This window comes from Arthrobacter sp. NicSoilB4, assembly GCF_019977335.1.
Lineage (GTDB): Bacteria > Actinomycetota > Actinomycetes > Actinomycetales > Micrococcaceae > Arthrobacter.
The window spans coordinates 1,054,128-1,078,590 of the sequence record NZ_AP024653.1; the positions used below are offsets into that span (position 1 = coordinate 1,054,128).

25 protein-coding genes are annotated in these 24,463 nt (G+C 68.3%); 15 read left to right on the forward strand and 10 right to left on the reverse strand.

Translation table 11 applies throughout. From position 1 onward, the window contains the following. Nucleotides 1-10: 10 nt before the first annotated feature. Complete coding sequence (gene galK / locus LDO13_RS04780) at nt 11-1,171, reverse strand: galactokinase (RefSeq protein WP_224048910.1); 1,161 nt, start codon at nt 1,169-1,171, stop codon at nt 11-13. Nucleotides 1,172-1,235: 64 nt separating this feature from the next. Between galK and LDO13_RS04785 the strand changes: the two genes are divergently transcribed. The 4 genes from LDO13_RS04785 (at nt 1,236) to LDO13_RS04800 (ending at nt 5,545) form a co-directional block, all read left to right on the forward strand. After that, entirely contained in the window at nt 1,236-2,249 is a 1,014-nt protein-coding gene (locus tag LDO13_RS04785; protein WP_224048911.1) for an aldose 1-epimerase family protein, read from the forward strand. Between the two features lie 48 nt (nt 2,250-2,297). Continuing rightward, a complete protein-coding gene (locus LDO13_RS04790; RefSeq protein WP_224048912.1) occupies nt 2,298-3,539 on the forward strand; it encodes an AI-2E family transporter in 1,242 nt (413 codons plus the stop codon). A 134-nt stretch (nt 3,540-3,673) separates the two neighbouring features. Continuing rightward, a complete protein-coding gene (gene ilvA / locus LDO13_RS04795; RefSeq protein WP_224048913.1) occupies nt 3,674-4,912 on the forward strand; it encodes a threonine ammonia-lyase in 1,239 nt (412 codons plus the stop codon). Between the two features lie 9 nt (nt 4,913-4,921). Next, the gene (locus LDO13_RS04800; protein ID WP_224048914.1) at nt 4,922-5,545 is read left to right on the forward strand and encodes a rhomboid family intramembrane serine protease; all 624 of its coding nucleotides are present in this window, start codon (nt 4,922-4,924) and stop codon (nt 5,543-5,545) included. A gap of 104 nt (nt 5,546-5,649) precedes the next feature. On the opposite strand, the gene greA is transcribed toward LDO13_RS04800, so the two are convergent. After that, nucleotides 5,650-6,144 (reverse strand): transcription elongation factor GreA, encoded by a 495-nt coding sequence (gene greA, locus LDO13_RS04805; protein ID WP_224048915.1) that lies wholly within the window; start codon nt 6,142-6,144, stop codon nt 5,650-5,652. A gap of 206 nt (nt 6,145-6,350) precedes the next feature. Beyond that, entirely contained in the window at nt 6,351-6,809 is a 459-nt protein-coding gene (locus tag LDO13_RS04810) for a DUF4307 domain-containing protein (protein WP_224048916.1), read from the reverse strand. A 120-nt stretch (nt 6,810-6,929) separates the two neighbouring features. Here LDO13_RS04810 and mca point away from each other — a divergent pair, with 120 nt between their 5' ends. The 3 genes from mca to LDO13_RS04825 all read left to right on the forward strand — a co-directional run bounded on the left by mca (nt 6,930) and on the right by LDO13_RS04825 (nt 10,492). Beyond that, entirely contained in the window at nt 6,930-7,835 is a 906-nt protein-coding gene (mca, locus tag LDO13_RS04815; RefSeq protein WP_224048917.1) for a mycothiol conjugate amidase Mca, read from the forward strand. A 109-nt stretch (nt 7,836-7,944) separates the two neighbouring features. Then, entirely contained in the window at nt 7,945-8,298 is a 354-nt protein-coding gene (locus LDO13_RS04820) for a hypothetical protein (protein ID WP_224048918.1), read from the forward strand. Then, complete coding sequence (locus tag LDO13_RS04825; RefSeq protein ID WP_224048919.1) at nt 8,276-10,492, forward strand: thioredoxin domain-containing protein; 2,217 nt, start codon at nt 8,276-8,278, stop codon at nt 10,490-10,492. Before LDO13_RS04820 ends, LDO13_RS04825 begins: the two co-directional genes overlap by 23 nt. A 28-nt stretch (nt 10,493-10,520) precedes the next feature. Here LDO13_RS04825 and LDO13_RS04830 read toward each other — a convergent pair whose 3' ends face one another. After that, nucleotides 10,521-11,072, reverse strand: a complete 552-nt coding sequence (locus tag LDO13_RS04830; protein ID WP_224049668.1) for an alpha/beta fold hydrolase — start codon at nt 11,070-11,072, stop codon at nt 10,521-10,523. 118 nt (nt 11,073-11,190) lie between these two features. Between LDO13_RS04830 and LDO13_RS04835 the strand changes: the two genes are divergently transcribed. Continuing rightward, nucleotides 11,191-11,859 (forward strand): HAD family hydrolase, encoded by a 669-nt coding sequence (locus LDO13_RS04835; RefSeq protein ID WP_224048920.1) that lies wholly within the window; start codon nt 11,191-11,193, stop codon nt 11,857-11,859. 143 nt (nt 11,860-12,002) lie between these two features. On the opposite strand, the gene LDO13_RS04840 is transcribed toward LDO13_RS04835, so the two are convergent. Continuing rightward, the gene (locus LDO13_RS04840; RefSeq protein ID WP_224048921.1) at nt 12,003-12,725 is read right to left on the reverse strand and encodes a hemolysin III family protein; all 723 of its coding nucleotides are present in this window, start codon (nt 12,723-12,725) and stop codon (nt 12,003-12,005) included. 151 nt (nt 12,726-12,876) lie between these two features. On the opposite strand from LDO13_RS04840, the gene LDO13_RS04845 reads away from it, so the two are divergent. Together LDO13_RS04845 and LDO13_RS04850 are read left to right on the forward strand one after the other, a co-directional pair. Then, nucleotides 12,877-13,638, forward strand: a complete 762-nt coding sequence (locus LDO13_RS04845; protein WP_224049669.1) for an isoprenyl transferase — start codon at nt 12,877-12,879, stop codon at nt 13,636-13,638. Between the two features lie 233 nt (nt 13,639-13,871). Then, complete coding sequence (locus LDO13_RS04850) at nt 13,872-15,314, forward strand: PhoH family protein (protein WP_224048922.1); 1,443 nt, start codon at nt 13,872-13,874, stop codon at nt 15,312-15,314. 306 nt (nt 15,315-15,620) lie between these two features. Here the strand turns inward: LDO13_RS04850 and LDO13_RS04855 are convergent, their stop codons facing one another. Continuing rightward, nucleotides 15,621-16,271 (reverse strand): GNAT family protein, encoded by a 651-nt coding sequence (locus tag LDO13_RS04855; RefSeq protein WP_224048923.1) that lies wholly within the window; start codon nt 16,269-16,271, stop codon nt 15,621-15,623. A 48-nt stretch (nt 16,272-16,319) separates the two neighbouring features. After that, nucleotides 16,320-17,147 (reverse strand): hypothetical protein, encoded by an 828-nt coding sequence (locus LDO13_RS04860; protein ID WP_224048924.1) that lies wholly within the window; start codon nt 17,145-17,147, stop codon nt 16,320-16,322. Nucleotides 17,148-17,206: 59 nt separating this feature from the next. On the opposite strand from LDO13_RS04860, the gene LDO13_RS04865 reads away from it, so the two are divergent. From LDO13_RS04865 to LDO13_RS04875, 3 genes are all read left to right on the forward strand, one after another. Continuing rightward, complete coding sequence (locus LDO13_RS04865) at nt 17,207-17,770, forward strand: A24 family peptidase (protein WP_224048925.1); 564 nt, start codon at nt 17,207-17,209, stop codon at nt 17,768-17,770. 42 nt (nt 17,771-17,812) lie between these two features. Further along, the gene (locus LDO13_RS04870) at nt 17,813-18,283 is read left to right on the forward strand and encodes an NUDIX domain-containing protein (protein ID WP_224048926.1); all 471 of its coding nucleotides are present in this window, start codon (nt 17,813-17,815) and stop codon (nt 18,281-18,283) included. Between the two features lie 116 nt (nt 18,284-18,399). Beyond that, on the forward strand, nt 18,400-19,068 hold the full coding sequence (locus tag LDO13_RS04875; protein WP_224048927.1) for a vWA domain-containing protein: 669 nt from the start codon (nt 18,400-18,402) through the stop codon (nt 19,066-19,068). Between the two features lie 142 nt (nt 19,069-19,210). Here LDO13_RS04875 and LDO13_RS04880 read toward each other — a convergent pair whose 3' ends face one another. From LDO13_RS04880 to LDO13_RS04890, 3 genes are all read right to left on the reverse strand, one after another. After that, complete coding sequence (locus LDO13_RS04880; RefSeq protein ID WP_224048928.1) at nt 19,211-20,647, reverse strand: class II fumarate hydratase; 1,437 nt, start codon at nt 20,645-20,647, stop codon at nt 19,211-19,213. An 86-nt stretch (nt 20,648-20,733) separates the two neighbouring features. Beyond that, on the reverse strand, nt 20,734-21,348 hold the full coding sequence (locus LDO13_RS04885) for a carbonic anhydrase (RefSeq protein WP_224048929.1): 615 nt from the start codon (nt 21,346-21,348) through the stop codon (nt 20,734-20,736). A gap of 9 nt (nt 21,349-21,357) precedes the next feature. After that, nucleotides 21,358-22,086 (reverse strand): DUF4245 domain-containing protein, encoded by a 729-nt coding sequence (locus LDO13_RS04890; protein WP_224048930.1) that lies wholly within the window; start codon nt 22,084-22,086, stop codon nt 21,358-21,360. A gap of 224 nt (nt 22,087-22,310) precedes the next feature. Between LDO13_RS04890 and glpX the strand changes: the two genes are divergently transcribed. Together glpX and galE are read left to right on the forward strand one after the other, a co-directional pair. Then, nucleotides 22,311-23,333: a class II fructose-bisphosphatase gene (gene glpX, locus LDO13_RS04895; protein ID WP_186329239.1), complete on the forward strand. Its 1,023-nt coding sequence runs from the start codon at nt 22,311-22,313 to the stop codon at nt 23,331-23,333. Nucleotides 23,334-23,442: 109 nt separating this feature from the next. Then, nucleotides 23,443-24,417 carry a UDP-glucose 4-epimerase GalE gene (gene galE / locus LDO13_RS04900; protein WP_224048931.1) on the forward strand — a complete coding sequence of 325 codons (975 nt, stop codon included), beginning with the start codon at nt 23,443-23,445 and terminating at the stop codon, nt 24,415-24,417. The last annotated feature ends 46 nt before the right edge of the window (nt 24,418-24,463 follow it).

Below are 24,463 nucleotides of genomic sequence, written 5' to 3' on the forward strand. Positions count from 1 at the left end.
TACGCTCCGGCTATGCCAGGCGCATCGCCCCGGCCGCGGGCCGGACGCTGAAGATGTCCGGCGCGGTATACCCGGCCTCAGCGAACGCCCGTCCGACGGCGTCGCGCACCTGCTGCTCGGCTGCCGCCGGGGTGAGCGCGATCGCGGAGCCGCCGAAACCGCCCCCGGTCATCCGGGCCCCGATCGCACCGGCGGCACGGGCGGCCTCCACCGCGAGGTCCAGTTCGGGGCAGGAAATCTCGAAGTCGTCCCGCATCGATGCGTGGGACGCATCCAGCAGGGGACCGATCGCCTCCGGCCCGGTGCCTTCCAGGACCTTGACCGTCTGCAGGACCCGCTCATTCTCCGTCACCACATGCCGGACCCTGCGGAACGTGACGGGGTCCAACAGGCCGCCCGCCTCGCCCAGGTCCTCCAGCCCGACGTCGCGCAGGGCACGCACGCCGAGGACTTCGGCACCCAGTTCGCAGGAGGCCCGCCGGTCGGCGTAGCCGCCGCCGGCGTGGGAATGCGACACCCTCGTGTCGATCACCAGCGTGACCAGCCCGGCGCTTTCGGCGTCGAACGGCACCAGCCGGATCCCCTGGTCGCGGCAGTCGAGGAAGAGAGCATGCCCGGCCGCCCCGCGCAGGGACGCCGACTGGTCCATGATGCCGGTGGGGGCACCGACGAAGTCGTTCTCGGCGCGCTGGGTGGCCAGGACCATGTCCCCGGCGCCGAGGTCCGCCCCGGCGAGCTCATTGAGTGCCGTGATGACGGCGCATTCAATTGCGTGCGACGAGGACAGCCCGGCGCCGCGGGGAACATCGGAGTCCAGCAGCAGGTCCAGGCCGCCGACGTCGAGTCCGCGCTGCTGCAGCGCCCATACGACACCCAGCGGATACTTGGTCCATCCGCGCGCCGTTTCGCGGCTCAGGGAGCGGGCGTCCACCGTGGTCAGCCCCTGGTTGCCGAAGGTGGACAGCAGCCGGATCGTGGAGTCCGAACGCAGCCGGACCGCCACCCGGGCTGTCCTGTCGATGGCAAAGGGAAGCACGAACCCCTCGTTGTAGTCCGTATGTTCGCCGATCAGGTTGACGCGGCCCGGCGCCTGCCACACGCCGTCCGCCGCCGCGCCGAAGACTGACTCGAACCTTCCGGCCAGGCGCGTGGCATCGAGGCGGAGCGTCATGCGGCGCCGTCTGCGGGGGCGGCCCTGGAAAAGCGCGTCATGGGTCCACGGTATACGCCGCGGCGTGAGGCTGGGTACGGTGGTGACCATGGACGTGCAGACCCCCGCTTTCCCGGGCTCCCCCCACAGCGACAAACCCGCCGATGGCACCGGCCCGGACTCTTCGGCCCGGCGCTACGCCACGGGCCGGCAGTACGAGCTGCGGCGGGGGGACGCGCTCGCCGTCGTCACCGAACTGGCCGCCGGGCTGCGGCTGTACAGCCGCGGAGGCACGGCTCTGACGGAAAGCTACGGGGACGGGGTGATTTCGCCGGGCGCCGCCGGAATTACGCTGGCGCCGTGGGCGAACCGCGTGGAGGACGGCGTCTGGTACCTGAACGGCAAGAAGCAGCAGCTGGACATCACCGAGGTGTCCCGCAACAACGCCAGCCACGGGCTGCTGCGCAACGCCTCCTATGAACTCGTCGACGAATCCGAATTTTCGGTCACGCTCGAAGCGGCCGTGTTCCCGCAGCACGGCTATCCCTTCCTGCTGCGCCATCGCGTGCGCTACGAACTGGCCGCGGATCTGGGGCTGGTGGTCCGGCAGCTGCTGATCAACGACTCCCAGGAACCGGCCCCGTTTGTCCTCGGCGCCCACCCCTATCTCCGGCTGGGGGAGCTGCCGAGCGAGGAGCTCACTGTCACGGTCCGCGCCGGCACGAGGCTCGTGACGGACCAGCGCCTGATCCCGCGCGGTACGGAACCCGTGAGTGGCGACTTTGACCTCCGTGCCGGGCGGCTGGTCGGTGAACTGGACCTCGATTCCGCCTATACGGACCTGGAGTTCGACGCCGGTATTGCCCGCCACACGCTGAGCGCAGCGGACGGGCGCAGCGTGAGCCTCTGGCAGGACGGGAACTGCGGCTACGTCCATGTGTTTGTCACCACGCAGTTCCCGGGCAGGACCAAAGCCGTGGCGATCGAGCCGATGACCGGTCCGGCCAACGCGTTCAACAGCGGCGACGGCCTTCGCTGGCTGCCTCCGGGGGAGCGGTTCGCCATGACGTGGGGGATCAGCGCGGCCCTTCAACCGTGACCGGCGGGACGGTTTCCCATCCGGGCGGCGCTGGTGAATCATGGGGCTATGACGCCAGCTGACGATTCCGCACCACGAGAGAACCCCGACGTCGCCCGCTCCGGCGCAGGCAGCGACGCTGGCAGTGCCGCCGCCAGCGTCCCCGCACGGGCACGAATCGTCACGGACCGGGAAATCGACCAGGACATCCCTTACGGCGTTCGTATCGCCGCGTCCTGGTCCTGGCGTCTTGGGCTCATCATTCTTATGGCGGGCGCCCTTGTCTGGCTGTTCAGCAGGGTCAGCTTCCTGCTGATCCCCGTAATGGTCGCCGCGCTGCTGGCGGGGCTGCTGGCACCGGTGAAGAACTGGCTCAGGAGGAACGGGGTCCCGAACGGGCTCGCGGTCGCCATGACCGTCCTGGGCTTCATCGGCCTGATTGTCGGCGCGCTGGCTCTCGTCGGCCGGCAGCTCGTAGCCGGCTTCGCCGAGCTGTGGAGCGAAGCGCTGACCGGCATCCAGAAGATCCAGGTCTGGCTCGCGGACGGACCCCTGCACCTCTCGGCGGCCCAGATCGACCAGTACCTGAAGGAAGGCACCGCTGCGCTGCAGAACAACAGCAGCAGCATCCTCAGCGGAGCACTCTCCTTCGGCAGCACCGCAGGGCACTTCGCCGCCGGAATGATCCTGGCGCTTTTCATCCTCATTTTCTTCCTGCTGGAAGGCGAACGCATCTGGTCCTTCCTCGTGCGGCTTTTGCCCCGGAAAGCCCGCGCTGCCACCGACGGAGCAGGCCGGGTGGGCTGGGCCTCGATGGTGAGCTACGCCCGGATCCAGATGTTCGTCGCCTTCGTGGACGCCGTCGGGATCGGGGTCGGTGCCGCGATCATCGGGGTGCCCCTGGCCCTGCCGCTGGGTGTGCTGGTGTTCCTCGGTTCCTTCATTCCGATCGTCGGCGCCCTCGTCACGGGCGCCGTCGCCGTCCTGTTGGCCCTCGTCGCCAACGGCTGGGTCAACGCGCTGATCATGCTGGGGATCGTCCTGCTGGTCCAGCAACTGGAGAGCCACATCCTCCAGCCTCTGGTGATGGGCAAGGCCGTCTCCCTGCACCCGGTGGCCGTCATCCTGGCCGTCGCCGCCGGTTCCTACCTCGCCGGAATTCCCGGCGCACTTTTCTCGGTCCCCATCCTCGCCGTAGCAAACTCGTCGATTCGCTACATTGCCGGCAGAACGTGGGAACATGAAAGTGCGCTGGCAACCACGGGCCGCCAGGAGAACCTGGACCCTGCGTCCGGCGCCGAAAACCCGTGAGGGAGGCCCGCCTGCCGGGCGTAACCTCCGGCCGCAGCGATGGTGCCGCACCCGACAACGGTTCCCCAGGCAGCGATGCCGGACGGGGCACCTGAGCCGGATCCACACCCTGATCCGATGAAGGAGACTAGTTCGTGAACACCTTTGAGAGCCTGCCCGTCACGCTGGACGATGTCCTGGAGGCGCAGAAGCTGCTCGACGGGATTATTACGCGGACGCCGGTTGAATCCTCCCGTGCCCTGGGCAGCATGGTCGGTGGCGAAGTCTTCCTCAAGTGCGAGAACCTGCAGCGCGCCGGCTCCTTCAAGGTCCGCGGCGCCTACGTCCGTATGGCCAAGCTGTCCCCGGAGGAGAAGAAGCGCGGAGTCGTGGCGGCCTCCGCCGGCAACCATGCCCAGGGTGTGGCCGTCGCGGCCAAGAGCCTGGGCATCAAGGCACGGATCTATATGCCGCTGGGCGTCGCCCTGCCCAAACTCGCCGCCACCCGCAGCCACGGGGCCGAAGTGGTCCTGCACGGCCACAACGTCGATGAGGCGCTCGCCGAAGCGAAGCGCTACGCGGACGAGACGGGCGCAGTCTTCGTCCACCCCTTCGACGACGTCGACGTCGTCGCCGGCCAGGGCACCGTCGGACTGGAAATCCTGGAACAGGTCCCCTACGTCGACACCATCCTGATGGGCGTCGGCGGCGGCGGGCTGCTCGCCGGAGTGGCTGTGGCCGTGAAGGCCCGGGCCAAGGAACTGGGCCGGGAAATCCGGATCATCGGCGTCCAGGCCGAAAACGCGGCAGCCTACCCGCCCTCACTCGCCGCGGACGCCCTGGTCCCGCTCAAGCGTGTCTCCACCATGGCGGACGGCATCGCCGTCGGCCGGCCCGGCCAGCTGCCGTTCAGCATCATCCGGGAACTGGTCGACGACGTCGTCACCGTCAGCGAGGACGCCCTGGCGCGGGCGCTGATCTTCCTGCTGGAACGCGCCAAGATGGTTGTCGAGCCTGCCGGGGCGGTGGGTGTCGCGGCGCTGATGGAAGGCAAGATCGAGAACCCGGGCACCGTCGCCGTGGTGCTCTCCGGCGGCAACATCGACCCGATGCTGATGCTCAAGGTCATCCAGCGCGGCCTCTCCGCCGCGGGCAGGTACATGACAGTGCGCATGATGCTGGACGACCGTCCCGGCTCGCTGGCGACGATCGCCCGGATCATCGCCGAGAACGACGCCAACGTGACAGGCCTGGACCACACGCGGGTGGGCGGCTCTATCAGCATGGGGGACGTGTCCATTACGGTGAACCTAGAGACGAAGGGCCACGAGCACTGCGAGAAGGTCCTCGCGGCGCTCCGGGCCGAGGGCTTCCAGCCGATTGTGGTGCATTAGGGGGACGTGATGCTTGACTCCACCCGGAACGGCAAACCGCGCGCCGTCGATACCACTGCGGTGCGCGCCCGCAAGGGCCTGGTGGTGGTGGGGTCGTTTGTCCTGGTGCTGTACGTCATTGAGATCATCAACACCCTGATGCTGCGTTCACTCAACGGCACGTTTGGGCTGCGCCCGCGCAGCGTCGACGGGCTCCTGGACATCCTGACGTTTCCGCTGCTGCACGCCAACCTGGCGCACCTGTTCTCCAACACCCTGCCGCTGATCATCTTCGGCTTCCTGGTGCTGCTGTCCGGGCGACGGGTGTTCTTCACCACCCTGGCCCTGAGCTGGCTGGTCTCGGGCGCTGTGGTGTGGCTGATCGGCGGATTCAACATCACGGTGGGGGCGTCCGGACTGGTGTTCGGCCTCTTCGCGTTCCTGCTGGTGCGCGGCTTCTTCAACCGCAACTGGTGGCAGATCCTGCTCTCCGTGGTGCTGTTCCTGACCTACGGCGGGATCCTGTTCGGAATCCTGCCCACGGTGGCGGGCTACGTCTCCTGGCAGGCACACCTCGGCGGGGCCATCGGCGGAGTGATCGCGGCCCTCATCCTGAGCGTGCCGCGGGCGGGGGCCATGCGCGCCAGGCAATAATGCACGCACCAGCCTGTAGTGCGCCGCGGCACAAAAACGACGCCGGCCCTCCCGCAAGGGGAGGGCCGGCGTCGCGCGTTGCGTTCAGTTACGGTGAGCCGGTGTCAGCCGGCGTACGGCTTGGCGGACATGATCTCCACCGTGATGTCCTTGCCGTTCGGGGCGGTGTAGCTGAGCTTGTCGCCCTCCTTGTGGCCGACGATGGCAGCACCCAGAGGCGACTTCTCGCTGAAGACATCGAGATCCGAGTCGCCGGCGATTTCGCGGGAGCCGAGGAGGAAGGTTTCCTCGTCGCCGGCGATTTTGGCCACGACGATCATCCCGGGCTCGACAATCCCGTCGTCGGCCGGGGACTCGCCCACGTGGGCGTCCCGGAGCAGCGCAGTCAGCTGGCGGATGCGGGCCTCGATCTTGCCCTGCTCCTCCTTGGCCGCGTGGTAGCCGCCGTTCTCCTTGAGGTCGCCTTCCTGGCGCGCAGCCTCGATCTTCTGGACGATTTCCGCCCGGCCGGGGCCGGAGAGGTGGTCCAGCTCTGCCTTCAGGCGGTCAAAAGCTTCCTGGGTAAGCCAAGCTGCAGTTGCGCTGTTCGTGGTAGACACGGACTTCTCCTTTATGGTCAAACAAGCAAAGACCCCGCCACGGTGGCCACTTTTGGAACTCAGCAACCAGCTCAGCGGGGGAAAGGTATTGGTCCATTGTAGTCAATCCTGTGGATAAACCAAAGAACCCTGCGGTGTGGATCACACCGTGTTACAGCCGCCCGGCGGACACCCCGCCAACCCCGGCCGGCCAGCCGCCGCGACCCTTATTTGCCGGCGTCGGGGATCCAGCAGCTGTCGACGACGCCGGAGACGGCCTGGGACTCCGTGCGCAGGGTGGTCCGGTGGGCAGTGGTGCGCCCCCCGTCGGAACCGGCGTCGGCGGCGTTCGGGGGGATCTCCACGACTTTCCAGCCGACGACGGCGAACTTGGAATCCAGCGCTTTGACCGAGCATTTGGCCGTGGTGGCCGGTTCCTTCGTGACCTGGAAATCGATTTCGGCCAAGGTGGCGTCGGGAGTGCTGTAGCCGATGTCTTTGAAGGTGACGCTCTCCGTCGCGTTCGACGTCGAGATCCAGGCCATAAAGGCCATTCCGGCCGCGATGGCAACCACCAGGATGATGCGTTTGGCTTTGCCGCTCAGCGATCGCTTTTGGCCGCCGTAACGATTGGCTAGGCTGGGAGATGCCGCGGCGGGGGCGGCAGGCTGATCCTTGGAAGTCACCAGTCCAGTTTAGTGTGGATCAGGGGCGGTGGCCGCCGCGTCGCCCGCCCGCCCCGTTACACGCGCCTGAAGACCCGTACCCGTAATGAAATCCGTAGATGAAAGAGGAGCCGTCCCACGATGACAGCGTCCACCAGCCCGTCAGCGCCGCTTCGACTGTTGGCTGTCCATGCTCATCCCGACGACGAATCCAGCAAGGGCGCCGCCACGATGGCCAGCTACGCCGCTGCCGGCGTCGACGTCCTGGTCGCCACGTGCACGGACGGCTCCCGCGGCGACATCCAGAACCCGGCAATGGAAGGCATGCCGCACCCCAAGCGCGACATGGCCGGCGCGCGCAGGCTCGAGATGGAGCACGCCGCCAAGGTCCTCGGCGTCCGCCAGCAGTGGCTGGGCTTTGTCGACTCGGGGCTGCCGGAAGGCGATCCGCTGCCGCCGTTGCCGGCGGGCTCTTTCGCCACGCTGCCGCTGGAACAGGCGGCCGCCCCGCTGGTCCGGCTGGTCCGGCGCTTCAAGCCGCAGGTCATCCTGAGCTACGACGAGAACGGCGGCTATCCGCACCCGGACCACATCATGGCGCACCGCGTCGCCGTGGAGGCCTTCGAAGCCGCCGGGGACCCGGCCCGCTACCCGGGAACCGGTGAGGCCTGGGCGTCGAGCAAGCTGTACTACGACCGCGCCTTCAGCCCCGAACGGTTCCGTGCCCTGCACTTTGCCCTGGAGGAATCGGGCCTGCAGTCGCCCTACGCCGAACGGCTCGCCGCCTGGCTGGAGGCCGACGCTGAAGGCCACACGCCGCCCGCACCGACGCACCCGACCACCACCCAGATCGAATGCGGTGATTTCTTCGAGGCACGCGATGACGCGCTGCGGGCACACCGCACCCAGGTGGACCCGGAAGGCTTCTTTTTCGCGGTTTCGCCGGCAATGCAGCGCCGCGTGTGGCCGTGGGAAGACTACTCGCTGATCCAGTCCCGCGTTCCTTCGGAGCTGCCTGAAAAGGACTTCTTCGCCGGGCTAAGATAGATCCAACGGCATTTCTATGACGCGTAGAAGACGTTGTGGAAACAGTTCAGCGCAGCTCCGCGGCCAGCCCCCGCTGGGCCGCCATCCAGCCCCATAGAAGGTCCTTACCGTGCATTCCTTGCTTATCGCCCTGGCAACCACCCCGGCGCCCGCCCCGTCGCCGTCGCTGCGCGAGGGACTGTCCCAGGACCAGGTGACGCCCGGCCTGCTGGGCTTCCTCCTGACAGCGTTCATCGTGGTGCTGACGGCCCTCCTGATCGTCGATATGGTCCGGCGCATCCGACGGGTCCGCTACCGTGCCCAGGTGGAGGAGGAACGCGCGGCCGCCGCCGAAGTTCCGGTCAACGACGGCGCTCCGCAGGCCACCGGCGCCGGGCAGGGGACCGCCGGTGCCGGCGACCCCGCCGGCCAGACCGGCAACCGTCCCGAAGCCAACGGGGATGCAGGGCCCGGAAGCCGCTGACGGCGGCTCTTCTCCGCGCGTGCCCGAGGCTTCCAATGCCTTGGGCACAGAGCCCTCTGCCTATCTCCGGCAGCACGCCGGAAACCCCGTGCACTGGCGGCCGTTCGGTGACGAGGCATTTGCGTTCGCCACGGCCCGCGACGTGCCGGTATTCCTCTCGATCGGCTACGCGGCGTGCCACTGGTGCCACGTTATGGCCCATGAATCCTTCGAAGACCGGGACACGGCAGACTTCCTGAACGCCAACTTCGTGGCCGTGAAGGTGGACCGTGAGGAGCGCCCCGACGTCGACGCCGCCTACATGGCCGCCACGCAGGCGCTCAGCGGAGAAGGCGGCTGGCCAATGTCAGTCTTCCTGCTGCCCGACGGGCGGGCCTTCTACGCCGGCACCTACTATCCGCCCCGGCCGATGCCGGGCAGGCCTTCCTTCCGCCAGGTGCTGGAGGCCGTGGCCGACGCGTGGCACGAACGCCGCGGCGCCGTGGAGGAGAACGCCGAAACCCTCGCCCGGGGCCTCGCCGCTTCGCTGCCCGGCGCCGCCGTTTACCTGGACGGCGTGCCGGAACCGCTCGATCCGGCCCTGCCCGGGGAAGCCGTGTACGCGCTGTCGGCCGACGAAGACGCGGCGTATGGCGGCCTCGGCGGCGCGCCGAAATTCCCGCCGTCGGCCGTCCTGGAATTCCTGATCCGGCACGCCGCGGTTCCCGCGCCCGGGGGCCCCACGCCGGGGTTTGACGCCGGGACCCCGGCTCAGGCCCGCAGCCTGGCGGGCCGGACGCTCGCGGCGATGTCCCGCTCGGCCCTGTTCGACCAGCTCGACGGCGGCTTCGCCCGCTATTCCGTGACCCGCGACTGGTCGGTGCCGCACTTCGAGAAAATGCTCTACGACAACGCCCAGCTGCTCCGGGTCTATGTCCACTGGGTCCGGCTGGGCGGCACACCCGGGTACCCGGCCGCGGAGGCCGCCGACGTCGCCGCCCGCACTGCCGGCTGGCTGCTCGCATCGCTGGGGCTGGGCTCGGCCGACGCCGGAGACGGCGGGCTTTCCGGGCCGCTTCCCGAGGCCCTGGCCTCGTCCCTCGACGCCGACACTGTCGTGGACGGTGTCCACGCCGAGGGTGCCAGCTACCTGTGGACCCCGGCAGCCCTGGCGGACGTCCTCGGCGAGGGCGACGGCGCCGCCGTCGCCCGCCTGATGAACGTTGGCCCCCGCGGTACGGTGTCCGCCGACGGCTCCCCGCTGCACCCCGGCAGGGGGCTCAGTGCCGGCGAAGCGGAACTGTGGCAGCGGGTCCGGCCGCTGCTGCTCGCCGCGCGCTCGCGCCGGCCGCAGCCTGCCCGGGACGACAAGGTGGTGGCCGGCTGGAACGGACTGGCCGTCGCCGCCCTGGCCGAGGCCGGGGCCGTGCTCGGACAGCCCCGACTCGCGGCCGCGGCCGGGCGCATCGCGCAATACCTGGAGCGGGTGCACTGGAGGCCCGGTGCCAACGGCCCAGGCACGCTGATGCGGGTCTCCCATGACGGCGTGGCCCGGGGAATCGGCGGGCTCCTGGAGGATTACGCCTTCTGTGCCGAGGGCCTGATCGCGCTCTACGCCGCCTCCGGTCGTACCCGATGGTACCGGCTGGCAGAGGACATCCTGGCGGCGGCCTGCGCGCGGTTCGCCGCGGACGGCACGCTCCAGGACACCGCGGGGGAGTCGGAACAGGTCGCCAACGCCCTGGGCGGACGGCCGCCGCTGAATCCGTTCGACGATGCCACCCCGAGCGGAGCCGCCGCCTTCGCCGGAGCACTGCTGTCCTGCTCGGCCCTGTCCGGCTCAACCGAATACCGCGCCCTCGCCGGCAGCATCCTCGCACTGCTTCCGCCCTTGGCTACCCGCGTGCCGCGGGCGGCGGGCTGGCTGCTCGCGACGGCGCAGGCCGCGCTCGCGGGACCGGTGGAGGCCGCCGTCGTCGGGCCGGACACGCCGGAACGGGCCGCGTTGCACCTCGAGCTGCTGCGCTCCCCGAGCCCCGGGATGGTGATCGCCGTGCAGCCGGACGCGGACGAGCAGGGTCCGCCCCTGCTGCGCGGACGGCAGGCGGCCCAAGACGGCTCGCCGCTGGTCTTCCTGTGCCGGGGCATGGTCTGCGGCCTTCCTGTGGGTTCTGCCGGGGCAGTGCGCGAGCGCCTCAACAGCATGGCGGGATGAACGGTCTGTCGAACTCATCGGCCCCGGATCAGGGACTGCTACCGATCGCCCTGGCCACCTCGCTCAGGTCGTTGTTCAGTTGGTGATCGAGACCGGGCAGCCGGTGCAACAGCGCCTGCGGGATCGCCTCTGCATACAGGTCCGCGTGCGACGGCGGGACGGTCTCGTCCCGGAGGCCGTGGAACACGTGAACCGCCACACCGTGCGGAAGCCGCGTTCCGAGGTTCTGTGGCAACTCGAACTCGGCGCTGGGCCAGCCGCCCGGGCCGACGAATGGGGCGGCGATCAGCACGATCGCCGCCAGCGAGCACTCTGGGGGCTGCTCCGCTAGAGCCTGGATGAGGATTGTCGCCCCCACCGAATGGCCCACCACCACGGCGCCGTCCGGCAACTCCGCCAGTTCGCGCCGGACGGCAGCGCTCCACGCAACCTGGATCGGGTCGTCTTCGCCGGGCATCCGCGGGTACCGGAGCTCGTACCCGTCCCCAAGCGCCCGCAGCAGGCTTTCAACCAGCTTGTTGTCCCAATGGTCGTGCGTGCCCGCGCCACCGCCCTGGATGAACAGGATCTGCCGGGCCATTGGCACGGTGGGCCTCCTTTGTGCGGCGTGGCTCCATTTCAACACCCGGAGCCCGCCTGCCTCAACCCCCGCGGGCGTCGCAGCTTTGTCAACGACTGCGGCTGGCTACACTGGCGGAATGACTCCCCACCCTTTCGAACTCGTGGTCTTCGACTGCGACGGCGTTCTTGTCGATTCCGAGGTCATCTCAGTACGCGTGGACCAGCTGGTGCTCGCCGACCTCGGCTGGGAACTGGAGCTGGACGAAATCGTGGAGCGCTTTGTCGGCAGGAGCGAGGCCCACTTCGTCGCCACGGTCGAAGAGCAGCTGGGCCTCGAACTGGGAGAGGACTGGGACCGGAAATACGAGTCCTGGTACCGCACGGCGTTTGAGCGCGAGCTCGTGGCGGTCGAGGGCATTGTGGAGGCACTGGATGAACTCCGGCTCCCGCACTGCGTGGCCTCCAGCGGGACCCATGCCAAGATGCGGCGGACCCTCGGTCAGACCGGGCTGTGGCACCGCTTCGAGGGCCGGATCTTCAGTGCGACGGAAGTCGCCAACGGCAAGCCGGCCCCGGATCTGTTCCTGCACGCCGCCGGGACGCTCGGCACCGCGCCGGAGCGGTGCGCCGTCGTCGAGGACAGTGCCCACGGCGTCCAGGCTGCCCGGTCGGCCGGGATGCACGTCTTCGCGTACGCCGGCGGGGTGACCCCGGCGGAGCGGCTGGAAGGACCCGGGACCACGGTGTTCTCCGACATGCGGCAGCTGCCGGCACTCATCGGGACCGGGCGGCCCTCGCTCCCTTAAGCCGGCCCCGACGCCGGACGTTCCCCACCTTTGGCGTCGGCGCCCGGCGCGTCCGGCGCAGGAGCCGGTGTGCCGCGGCAGTAGCTGGCTCAAAAGTGGGGAGAACCCGCGCGGGCGTGCCGCATTGCCGGGTCTTGGCCGGGTCAGCCCAGGACGGCGATGCAGATCGCGATGTAGTGCGCGGCGAACGCGAAGACCGTCAAGGCGTGGAACAGCTCATGGAAACCGAAGTGTGAGTAGCTGATGTTCGGCTTCTTGAGGGCATAGAAGACCGCGCCGGTGATGTAAAGGGCGCCGCCGACGCAGATCAGCACCGCCGAGGCCACATTGGCGGCGAAGAAATCCGGCAGGTAGAACAAGGCGCCGCAGCCCAGGGCGATGTAGATCGGCACATAGAGCCAGCGCGGCGCGTCGGTCCACAGCAGCCGGAACAGCACCCCGAGGATCGCCCCGGACCAGATCACCCACAACAGCAGCTCGGCCTTTGGCCGGTCCAGGAGCGCCCAGGCCAGCGGAGTGTAGCTTCCCGCGATCACCAGCATGATGTTTGTGTGGTCCAGCCGCTTCAGTACGATCTTGACGCCCGGGGACCAGTTCCCGCGGTGGTAGATGGCGCTGATGCCGAACAGCAGCACGCCGGTGAGAGCATAGACGGCGCACGCGATCTTCAGGTCCGGCGTCGGGGCCAGCAGCACGAGCACCAGGCCGGCGGCCAGGGCCAGCGGGGCAGTCACAGTGTGGATCCAGCCCCGCCACTTCGGCTTGATCATCAGGAGCTCGGCCAGCCGGACCGCAGCGTCGTCGAGCGGGCCGGTTACGCGGTCCGCAGGCTGCTCCGGCCGGGGCTCGGGGGTGTTGCTTTCCATGCCGCAATAATAACCTACGGTCCAGTAAGTTACCCGCTGGTAACAACGGTTGGCGGGCAAAAACGTATCGTCCTTGCGTCGTGCCGCGTCCTCCGGCGGGTAGCCTAGGATGTGCACTGCTGTCGTACAAGGAAGCCAGGTGAATCTCCGGATGGAAATGCCCGGGTTCCTCTATGGCTTCTACGAGCGCAAGCTCCAGCGGTCCCTGGACCCCGAGCGCATCCCCCGGCACATCGGTGTCATGGTGGACGGCAACCGCCGCTGGGCCCGGCAGTTCAACGCCCCTACCAGCCAGGGCCACCAGGCGGGGGCCGACAAGATCCACGAGTTCCTTGGCTGGTGCCAGGAACTCGGCGTCAAGGTGGTCACCCTGTACATGCTGTCCACGGACAACATGAACCGCTCGGGCGAAGAGCTCGACCTGCTGATGGGCATCATCGCCAACACCCTGGACCGGCTGGACGAGGACGCCGAAATCTCGGTCCATGCCATGGGCGCCCCGGAACTGCTGCCGGACTATCTGGCAGCACGGCTCAACCGGCTCACGGCCCGCACGCCGGCGCGTGAGAAACTGCACGTCAACGTCGCCGTCGGCTACGGCGGCCGCCGTGAGATCGTCGACGCCGTCCGCGAACTGCTGCACGACGCCGTCGCCCGCGGTTCGGACATCGGGAAACTGGCCGATGAGCTGAGCGTCGACGACATCTCACGTTTCCTTTACACCCGCGGCCAGCCCGATCCGGACCTCGTGATCCGCACTTCCGGGGAACAGCGGCTCTCCGGCTTCCTGATGTGGCAAAGCGCTTACAGCGAGTTCTATTTCTGCGAAGCCCTCTGGCCCGCGTTCCGGAAAGTGGACTTCCTCCGGGCCCTCCGCGACTACGCCGGCAGGCAACGCCGCTACGGCTCCTGAACCGTTATTTGGTGTTCACGCAATGGCAACAAGAATCGCCGAAAAATTGGCACGGAAACACCATGCACCGGACGTACGTTAATCCCATCAGCAGGCAAACCGCCGGCTGATCGGGGAGGCCAGTACATGGAGCGGAAGTTCGCACCGGGTGTATGGGAGGCCGCGTCCGGCCTCCAGGCCGAGCCGCCTCACCAATAACAATTCCGGGCATGCGTCCCGGGGCTGGAGTCGATGTGGCTATTTCTGAACAACTGCCCGACGTCGTGACCGACCAGGGACAGAAAGCTACCTCTCGCGCCAAGCGAGCCACCTCAAAGACCGGTGCAGCGTCCAGTGACGCTGCGGCCGGTCTTGCTGTTTCCGGGGAAGGGACAGCAAGCAAGGAACCGGCCCGGAGCTTCGTGATCGACACCTCGGTGCTGCTCTCGGACCCGCGGGCCCTGCTGCGGTTCGCGGAGCATGAAGTCATCCTGCCGATCGTCGTCATCACCGAACTCGAAGGCAAGCGGCACGACCCCGAGCTGGGCTATTTCGCCCGCAAGGCGCTCCGGCTCCTCGATGACCTGCGGGTCGAGCACAATGGGCTCGACCGGCCCATCCCGCTCGGCCACGACGGCGGCACCCTCAGGGTGGAGCTGAACCACATCTCCGCCGAGGTGCTCCCGGCCGGCTTCCGCGGCGGGGACAACGACAGCCGGATCCTCGCCGTCGCCAAGAACCTCGCCAACGAGGGCCGCGACGTCACGGTGGTATCCAAGGACCTACCGATGCGCGTCAAGGCCTCGGCCATGGGGCTACAGGCCGACGAGTACCGCAACGAACTCGTCAAGGACTCGGGCTGGACCGGCGTCGCGGAAATCGACGCGAGCGAGGAGGAAGTCGCCACGCTCTACGGCCACGAACCGGTCTTCATCCCCGAGGCTGCCGAGCTGCCGACGAACACCGGACTGGTGATCCTCTCGCAGCGGGGATCCGCCCTGGGCCGGGTGGGCGCCGACAAGCAGGTCCGCCTCGTCAAGGGTGACCGGGACGTGTTCGGGCTGCACGGGCGTTCGGCCGAACAGCGGCTGGCGATCGACCTGCTGATGGACCCATCCGTGGGCATCGTGTCCCTCGGCGGGCGTGCGGGCACGGGCAAGTCCGCCCTGGCCCTCTGCGCGGGCCTGGAGGCCGTCCTGGAGCGCCGGGAGCACCGCAAGGTGATCGTGTTCCGGCCGCTCTACGCCGTGGGCGGCCAGGAACTCGGCTACCTGCCGGGTTCCGAGGCGGAGAAAATGAACCCCTGGGCGCAGGCCGTCTTCGACACCCTCGGCGCCCTGGTCAGCCAGGAGGTTGTTGAGGAGGTCATGGACCGCGGCATGCTCGAGGTGATGCCCCTGACCCACATCCGCGGACGTTCCCTGCATGATGCCTTCGTGATCGTGGACGAGGCCCAGTCGCTCGAGAAGAACGTCCTGCTCACGGTCATGAGCCGGATCGGGCAGAACTCCAAGATCGTCCTGACCCACGACGTCGCCCAGCGCGACAACCTCCGGGTCGGCCGGCACGACGGTGTTGCCGCCGTCGTCGAGACGCTCAAGGGCCACCCGCTCTTCGGCCACGTGACCCTCACCCGGTCGGAGCGCTCGCCGATTGCTGCTTTGGTCACGGATCTGCTGGAGGGGGCGGAGATCTAAGGCCGCGTTGCATTTCGGTCGGCTTTTCGAGGGGCCTTGGTCGGGTTCGCCGGGTCACGGCCCTTCGCCGTTGTGCCGTGGTCGGGTTCGCCGGGCCGCGGCCCTTCGCCGTTTTGACGTGGTCGGGTTCGCCGGGCCACCGCCCCTTCGCCGTCGCTTAGACACGTCCCAGCGGCCCCGACGGTCGCTGGGCGACCTTTGGGGGCCGATGGGCCGCGATGCGCTCCTACGCGAACGTGCCGCGACCCGGCTCGTTCTCGACTCACCGGCGCGGGGCGCCGTCGCCCCGCTTTGGGGGCGATGTTGCTAGCCCTGGATGCCCAGGAATTTCGCCGTTGCTTCGTGGCCTTCGACCTGCAGGTTCCAGTCGGGGCGCTTGAAAGTCGCGGGGGTGAGGCGGACGTTTTGGACTTCCTGGCGCTTGCCGCCCCAGTTCGTGCGGGTGACGCCGTTCAGTTCGTAGCCGAGGGAACGGGAGACACCGAGGGACTGCTGGTTCCAGGCTGCCGCCTCGGATTCCGCGACTTCAGCACCGAGCCAATCGAAGGCATAGAGGGCGACGGCGGCGCGCATCTCCTTGCCGAATCCCCGGCCGTGCACGCTCTGCCGGAGCCAGGAGCCCGTGCTGACCGTTTTCAGGGTGGCAAAGTCCTTGGCCGCGACGTCCTGGCAGCCGATGAACTCGCCGTCGTGCCAGATGCCCAGCAGCAGCGTCCACTCCTCCGGCGACATGGTCCCGCGGCACCGCCAATACCACTGTGCCATGTTGGGGCCGAGCTCCCCGGTAGGGGCCTCCGCCCACGGTCTGCTGAAGGGGCTGCGGCCGGGTTCGTGGATCCCGCTCAGTGCCGCCTGCGCCGCTGCGGGGATCTCCTCGTCGCGGATGGGCCGCAGCACCAGGCGGGGCGTGGTCAGGGTGAGGCCGAAGGGCGGCCAGTAGGGGACGAGCTCAGTCATCCGGGAAGCGTAGCCCAGGGCGGAACTTCCAGCGAGTCACACGCGCGCTCAGCCCGCCGGGAGTTCCCAGCTGATGTGCCGGCGGACATCCGTCAGGTTCATGGACTCGGCGAGGAACAGGTCATCGAGCATGTATTCGTCCACCCCCAGGATCCGGAGCCAGTGCCCGTATTCTTCGGGTTCGTCCCCGCCCTTTCCGCCCTCCAGCCAGCGGCTCGCGACGCAAACGCCCGTGCCGGCGTCGACCCTCACCAGCGTGCGGCCGGGCCGGCACAGCGGCGCAGCCGGGTCGCTGGGGCGGTACCCGGGGTTCGGGGTGACAGTGACTTCCAGCGCGGGGCGGCCCTCGTGGAGGACTTCAGTGATGGTGCCCAGCTCCACGGCGTTCGAATTGGGGAATTCGAGCGGCACGGGGGCATTGCCTGCCAATTCCACGGGGTCCAGCGCGGCGGAAAAGCGTCCGTTGCCGAAGCCGGGCTCGCCGTAGGCTGCTTCGGGACGGCGCCGGACCAGGCCGCGGTCGTCGTAGACCGGTGTGACGAGGTGGGGCGGCAGCAGCCAGGTCTTCCGGGTGGACCGGACGTAAAACACGTCGCGGGAATCATTGATTCCGGTGCTGCTTTGCAGGACCAGCCCGTCCGCGGTCTCCAGCCGCAGCGCACCGGGGCGGCGCAGCCAAGCGCGGACCAGGTCCGGAGCCGTTGCCGCCTCGGGGGTGCCGGCACCGGGGGCAAGGGGCCGGTCCAGGTACTCAAAGCGCAGGGAATGCCACTTCCACGGCGACGACCGGCAGAGGTTCCGGAAGGCGGCCGCCTGCTCCAGGGCGTCCCCGGGCGGGCGCGGCTCGCGCCGGTTCGAGTTGTCCCATGCGGCCATATCCACAGTTTACGCGCGGGCCCGGCCCTGTCAGCCGGAATTTCCAGTAGCATCCGAGGGTGATCCAACGACTCGGCGGACTGGGGGAAGCGACCCCGCTGGCCTTCTGGCTGGTGCTGCTGGCGTGCGCCTATCTGGCGGTCGCGGCCGTCCGGCTCACGGTCATTGATGTCCGCCACCATCTGCTGCCGGACCGGATCGTCTTTCCGGCCTATGCCGTCGCCGGGGTGCTCTTGCTCGGCGCAGCTGCGGTTCACACGGCGTCGGGTGCCGCTGCCTCGGCGGCAGTTCCCGACGGCGGCGCCGGGCTTTTCGGGGTGCCCGGGCTCCGCATTGTGGCCGGGGGAGCAACCTTGTGGCTGTTCTATTTCCTGCTGCGCGCCGTCTATCCGCCGGGGATGGGGTTTGGCGACGTCAAGCTGGCAGGCGTCCTCGGGATGTATCTGGGGTTCCTTGGGTGGCCGCACGTCTTCGCCGGGACGTTCGCCGCGTTCCTCTTCGGCGGACTGTGGAGCCTGGCCCTGCTGGTCTCGCGGCGCGGCAGCCTGAAGTCGAGCATTCCTTTTGGGCCGTTTATGCTGGCCGGTGCCGCGGCGGCCATGGCCCTGCTGCCGGCGGCCTGAGGCAGGGTTCGGCGCCCCACGGACTTTGGCTAGGCTGGCGGGATGGCAACCCCCGACTTCATTCTCAGACTGCGCGCCAAGATTGGCCACGAGACCCTGTGGATTCCCGGCGCCCGGGCCGTGGTGTTCGACGACGCCGGCAGGGTCCTGCTCGGCCAACGGGCCGACAATGGCCAATGGGGGCTCATCACCGGGATTCTTGAGCCCGGGGAAGAGCCGGCGGCGGGCATGTTGCGGGAAGTCCTGGAGGAGACCGGCGTTGTGGCCGCCGCCGAACGGCTCGTTTCGGTGGATGCCGTCGGGCCCACCACGTATCCGAACGGGGACGTCTGCCACTTCCTTACCCTCGTGTTCCGGTGCCGCTACGTCTCCGGGGAGGCGCGGGTCAACGACGACGAATCCCTCGCCGTGGGCTGGTTCTTCCCGGAGGAGTTCCCGGCGATGATGCCCGGGCATCTGGAGAGCATCGACCGTGCGGCGCAGCCGGACGGTGCTGCCCACTTCCGGCGCTGACGGCTTACGGATTCGCTGTTTGCCCATCCTGTCGGTGCCCCGCAGTAGCCTGCCCTTGTCCAGCCAGGCGCTGGGGAGAGTTGGCCCGGGTTCGCCCGGACCGGAAATGGGGAAGCATGACCGACGCTGCACTGACACACGTTTACGTTCTCCTGGACCGATCAGGGTCCATGAGCGCCATTGCCGACGACACAGTGGGCGGGTTCGCGGCCTTCGTGCGTGACCAGCAGTCCGTGGCAGGCCGGTGCCGGCTCTCGCTGGCCCAGTTCGACGACAGCTACGAGCGGGTCTATGCCGCTGTGGACATCCGGGACGTGCCACCGCTGGATCTGCAGCCGCGCGGCAGCACGGCACTGCACGATGCCATGATCCGGCTGATCGGCGAGGCCGGCGCCGAGCTGGCAGCCCTGCCGGAGGACCGGCGCCCCGGAACGGTGCTTGTCGCGGTCCTGACCGACGGCCACGAGAACTCCTCACGGGAAGCCACTGGCGCCATGGTCAAGGAGCTGGTCGAACGGCAGCAGGCCCAGTGGGGCTGGCAGTTCACCTATCTGGGCGCCAACCAGGACGCTGTGTTGACGGCTCGCGGGCTCGGCATCCGGGCCGAGGACGCCCTGACGTACGCCGCGGGGAACGTGGATGCTGCCTTCTCGGTCCAGTCGGCGAAAACGCGACGGCTGAGGGAAGCGCGGATCGGCGGGGCGAGCCTGGCGGACGCGGCTGCCGCGGCGGCCTACACCGCGGACGAGCGGGAGGCGGCCGGGGGAGGAGCGCCGCTGCCGTAGGAGGCGGGCGCCGGTAGCACGCACGGAGGCGGCCGGCGCCTTTCGCAGGAAAGGTGCCGGCCGCCGTCGGATGCTGCCGTGTCTGGCACTGCCGTGCCCGCCCTGCCGCACCGGACGGGCGCGGCAGCGGGGCGCGCGGGTGCTAGGCCTTGTGCGGCGGACGGGTCATGGACATGACGTCCAGGGCGGTGTCCAGCTGCTCCTCAGTCAGTTCGCCGCGCTCCAGGAAGCCCATGGCCACCACGGTTTCGCGGATGGTGAGGCCCTCGGCCACGGACTTCTTCGCGATCTTCGCGGCGTTCTCGTAGCCGATGAACTTGTTCAGCGGGGTGACGATCGAGGGTGACGCCTCGGCGAGGAAGCGGGCGCGCTCGACGTTGGCGGTGATGCCGTCGATCATCTTGTCCGCCATGACACGGCTGGTGTTGGCCAGCAGTCGCACGGACTCGAGCAGGTTGGCGGCCATCACGGGGATGCCGACGTTGAGCTCGAACGCGCCGTTGGTGCCGGACCACGCGATGGCGGTGTCGTTGCCGATGACTTGGGCGCAGACCATGATGGAGGCTTCGCAGATGACCGGGTTGACCTTGCCCGGCATGATCGACGAGCCCGGCTGCAGGTCCGGGATCGTGATTTCGCCGAGGCCTGTGTTGGGGCCGGAGCCCATCCAGCGCAGGTCGTTGTTGATCTTCATGAAGGAGATCGCGATGTTGCGCAGCTGGCTGGAGGCCTCGATCAGGCCGTCCCGGTTGGCCTGGGCCTCGAAGTGGTCGCGGGCCTCGGTCAGCGGGAGGCCGGTGTCGGCGGAGAGCAGTTCGATGACACGCTCCGGGAAGCCGGCCGGGGTGTTGATGCCGGTGCCGACGGCGGTGCCGCCGAGCGGAACTTCGGCGACGCGGGGGAGGGAGGCATTGATGCGTTCGATGCCGTAGCGGACCTGCGCGGCGTAGCCGCCGAACTCCTGGCCGAGTGTCACCGGGGTGGCATCCATGAGGTGCGTGCGGCCGGATTTCACGACGTCCTTGAACTCGACAGCCTTGCGCTCCAGGGACTCCGCGAGGTAGCCCAGCGCCGGGATCAGGTCGTTGATCAGGGCGGAGGTGGCTGCCACGTGGACCGAGGTGGGGAAGACGTCGTTGGAGGACTGCGAGGCGTTGACGTGGTCGTTCGGGTGGACCACCTTGTCGCTGCCGCCGGCCTTGAGCGCGCGGGTGGCCAGTTCGGCAAGGACCTCGTTGGTGTTCATGTTCGACGAGGTGCCCGAGCCGGTCTGGAAGACGTCGATCGGGAAGTCGCCGTCGTACTTGCCCGTGGCGACCTCATCAGCGGCGTCGGCAATTGCCTGGGCGAGCTCGCCGTCGAGCACTCCCAGTTCTGCGTTGGCCTGGGCTGCGGCCTTCTTCACCCGGGCCAGGGCTTCGATGTGGGCGCGCTCGAGGGTCTTTCCGGAGATCGGGAAGTTTTCGACGGCACGCTGCGTCTGGGCGCGGTACAACGCGTTCACGGGGACGCGGACTTCGCCCATCGTGTCGTGTTCAATGCGGAACTCTTCAGTGTTCAAATCTGCTGTGGAAGTCATGGGGCTAGCTTATTGGGCGGAGGCGTTCCACCGAAAACCATGAACCGCTTGCTACCGGGCTGCCGCAGGACCGCAGCGGTGGGACCTTAGATCTCACCGATTCCGGAAACGATGTCCGCCCGGCCGTCGGCGAGGCTGTAGGCGAGGCCGATCACTGCCGCCCGGCCGCCCTCGACGGCGTCGGAGATCACCCGCGAGCTGTCCACGAGGCGCTGCGACGTCTGTTTCACGTTTTCGACCACCATGTCGTTGACATCGTGCTGGTTGTTGCGCAGGGAGGTCAACACCGACGGCGTGATGCGCTCCACGAGGCTGCGCATGAAGCCCACGGGCATCTGTCCGGTTTCCACCGCGGCCTTGGTGGCCGTGACCGCTCCGCAGCTGTCGTGCCCCAGGACCACGATCAGCGGCACGCCGAGGACGCTGACGCTGTACTCGAGGGATCCGAGCACGGCGTCATCGATCACCTGGCCCGCGGTGCGGACGACGAAGGCGTCCCCGAGGCCGAGATCGAAGATGATTTCGGCGGCCAGGCGGGAATCCGAGCAGCCGAAGATCACGGCGAAGGGGTGCTGGTTCTCCACGAGGGAGGAACGGCGCGACGCGTCCTGGTTGGGATGGGACGATTCGCCGGAAACAAAGCGCTCGTTGCCTTCGCGGAGTCGACGCCAGGCAAGTGCGGGGGTGAGATATGTGGCCACGGCCTTACCTTACGGCGAAGGGGCCGGGGAGGGCGAAACTGTTGCAGTCGCAGTGCTGCCGGGTGACGCACTGCTAGCGGGAGCGGAATTGCCCTCGAGCGCCTTGACCACCGCGGCCGCCAGGACCGTGAATTCATCCAGCTGGGCGGACCCGGCCAGAATGACCGTGGTCCCGCCGGCGTCGCGGAGCACCATGCTCTTTTCGCCCTTGCCGGTATCGCGCAGCTCCCAGTCCCGGCCTCCCGCGGCGCGGGTTCCGGTGACCGGGGCGCTCTTGACCTGCTGGAGCAGCCAGGTGGGATTGGACTGCCGCGTCTGCACCAGGCCGATGAAGGATTCCTTGGGGGTGAGGTAGCCGACCTCCCATGTGGGGACGCCGCTGCCCGTCCCGGACTCCCACCGGGCGTAATTTGCGCGGAATGTTTCGCCGGTTTCCGGGGCCGCGGGTGTGAATCCCGCCACATCTGCAGCGTTCCGCGCCACGGCGCTGACGTTGATGTCCGGGCGGTAGCCGTCGGACTTTGGCGACGGGTTCATCAGGACGATCGGCAGGAACGTGGCGATGCTCAGGACCAGCGCGATGATCATGCCGATCACGGAGGCGTTCGCGCGCTTCGCCGCTCCCGCGGTCAGGACGGGCTTGACGGGCGGCTGGCCGCCTGCGCCGGACGCTTCCTGGCCGGCCGTGCTGGCGGGGGAAGCTGGGGCTGCGGGGGGCGTTTCCTGCAATTCACTCACCCCTCTATAGTCGCCCATTCCGGGCCGATCTCACATTCGGTGGCGCCGGGCGGGGCTGGGCCGGCCGTTTCACGGAATGGTCATTCCGAGACGCAGCTTTTCGCCGCGACTATGATCGATAACAGACGAGATCACTAACCAACGAATCACCGCGACGGATCGACCTGTCCGTGCGGCTTCAATGATCGCCACTCGAAGAAGAGGTTCACGTGACACCAGCGCCAATGACCCAGAAGTACTCCACGCTTTCCCCGTCTCTCGCCGTCGGCATCGACGAGCCGGACCGCAACCTTGCTCTGGAACTTGTCCGCGTCACCGAAGCCGCTGCCATCGCCGGCGGCCACTGGGTCGGGTTCGGGGACAAGAACAAGGCCGACGGCGCCGCCGTCGACGCCATGCGCTCGTTCCTGCAGACCGTCCACTTCAACGGTGTTGTGGTTATCGGCGAAGGTGAAAAAGACGAAGCCCCGATGCTCTTCAACGGAGAGCGCGTCGGTGACGGCACCGGGCCCGAGTGCGATGTCGCCGTCGACCCGATCGACGGAACCCGGCTGACCGCCCTGGGCATCAACAACGCCCTCGCCGTCCTCGCCGTCGCCGAGCGCGGCTCGATGTTCGATCCCTCCGCGGTCTTCTACATGGAGAAGCTCGTCACCGGTCCGGAAGCCGCCGACATGGTTGACCTGCGCCTGCCGGTCAAGCAGAACCTGCACCTGATCGCCAAGGCCAAGGGCGTCAAGGTCAACCAGCTCAACGTGATGATCCTGGACCGCGACCGGCACCGCCCGCTCGTGGAGGAGATCCGCGAGGCCGGTGCACGGACCAAGTTCATCATGGACGGCGACGTCGCCGGCGCCATCGCCGCAGCCCGTTCGGGCACCGGCGTGGACGCCCTGATGGGCATCGGCGGAACGCCGGAAGGCATCGTGGCGGCCTGCGCCATCAAGTCCCTGGGCGGCGTGATCCAGGGCCGGCTGTGGCCCACCAGCGACGACGAGAAGCAGAAGGCAATCGACGCCGGCCACGACCTGGACCGGGTGCTGTCCACCAACGATCTCGTGTCCAGCGACAACTGCTACTTCGCCGCAACGGGCATCACCGACGGCGACCTGCTTAAGGGAGTGCGCTACTCCAAGGACAAGGTCCTTACCCAGTCCATCGTGATGCGCTCCAAGTCCGGCACCATCCGCTTCGTGGATGGCGAACACCAGGCCAGCAAGTGGGAAGGCTACGCGCGCAAGGGCTAGCACCAGCCGCGACAGCCAGAACACCCGGATCCCGGGGCGCGTTTCGCGCCCCGGGATCCGCCGTTTCCGGGAGCGCCGGCGGGGCGGCCGGATTAGGTAGGGTGGAACCATGACATGGCTTGTAACAGGTGGCGCAGGATATATCGGTTCGCACGTGGTTTCCGCTTTGCGCGGGGCCGGGATCCAGGCGGCGGTGATTGATTCGCTCTCCAGCGGGCACCGCGAGTTCGTCCCGGACGACGTGCCGTTCGTGCACGGCACCATCCTCGACTCGGAGCTTGTGGCGCGCACCATGCTGGACCTTGGCGTCACCGGAGTGATCCATCTGGCCGGCTTCAAATACGCCGGCGTTTCCGTCCAGGAGCCGCTGCTCACTTACGAGCAGAACGTCACCGGCACGGCTGAACTCCTGAAAGCGATGGAGCTCGCCGAGGTCGACAAGCTGGTCTTTTCCTCCTCCGCCGCAACGTACGGCACCCCCACCGGGGACATCGTCACTGAAGACACCCCGACGAACCCCGAGTCGCCCTACGGGGAGAGCAAACTGATCGGGGAGTGGCTGATCCGGGACCAGGGCCGTGCCCGCGGGCTGAAGCACACCTCTCTGCGGTACTTCAACGTGGTCGGCTCCGGCTCGCCCGATCTGTACGACACGAGCCCGCACAATCTCTTCCCGATCGTGCTCCGCGCGCTGACCGCGGGGAAGACCCCGCGGATCAACGGCACCGACTACAACACCGACGACGGCACCTGCGTGCGGGACTACGTGCATGTCGCCGACCTGGCCACCTCGCACGTCGCGGCGGCCCAGGCCCTCGCCGCCGGCAGGCCCCTGGAACGCGTCTACAACCTCGGGTCCGGCGACGGACTCTCCGTCCGGCAGATCATGACGGCGATGGCCAAGGTCACCGGCATCGACTTCGAGCCGGAGATCGGCCCCCGCCGGGCCGGGGACCCGGACCGGATCGTGGCCGACGGCACCCTGGCCGCACGTGACCTGGACTGGAAGATGCGGCACTCCGTCGAGGACATGGTCGCCAGCGCTTACGAAGCGCAGAAGAAAGCAGCCTCCGCCGGAAACTAGGGCCCGGGCGCGGACATGCCCAGTGCCCACCCTCAGGAATGGACAT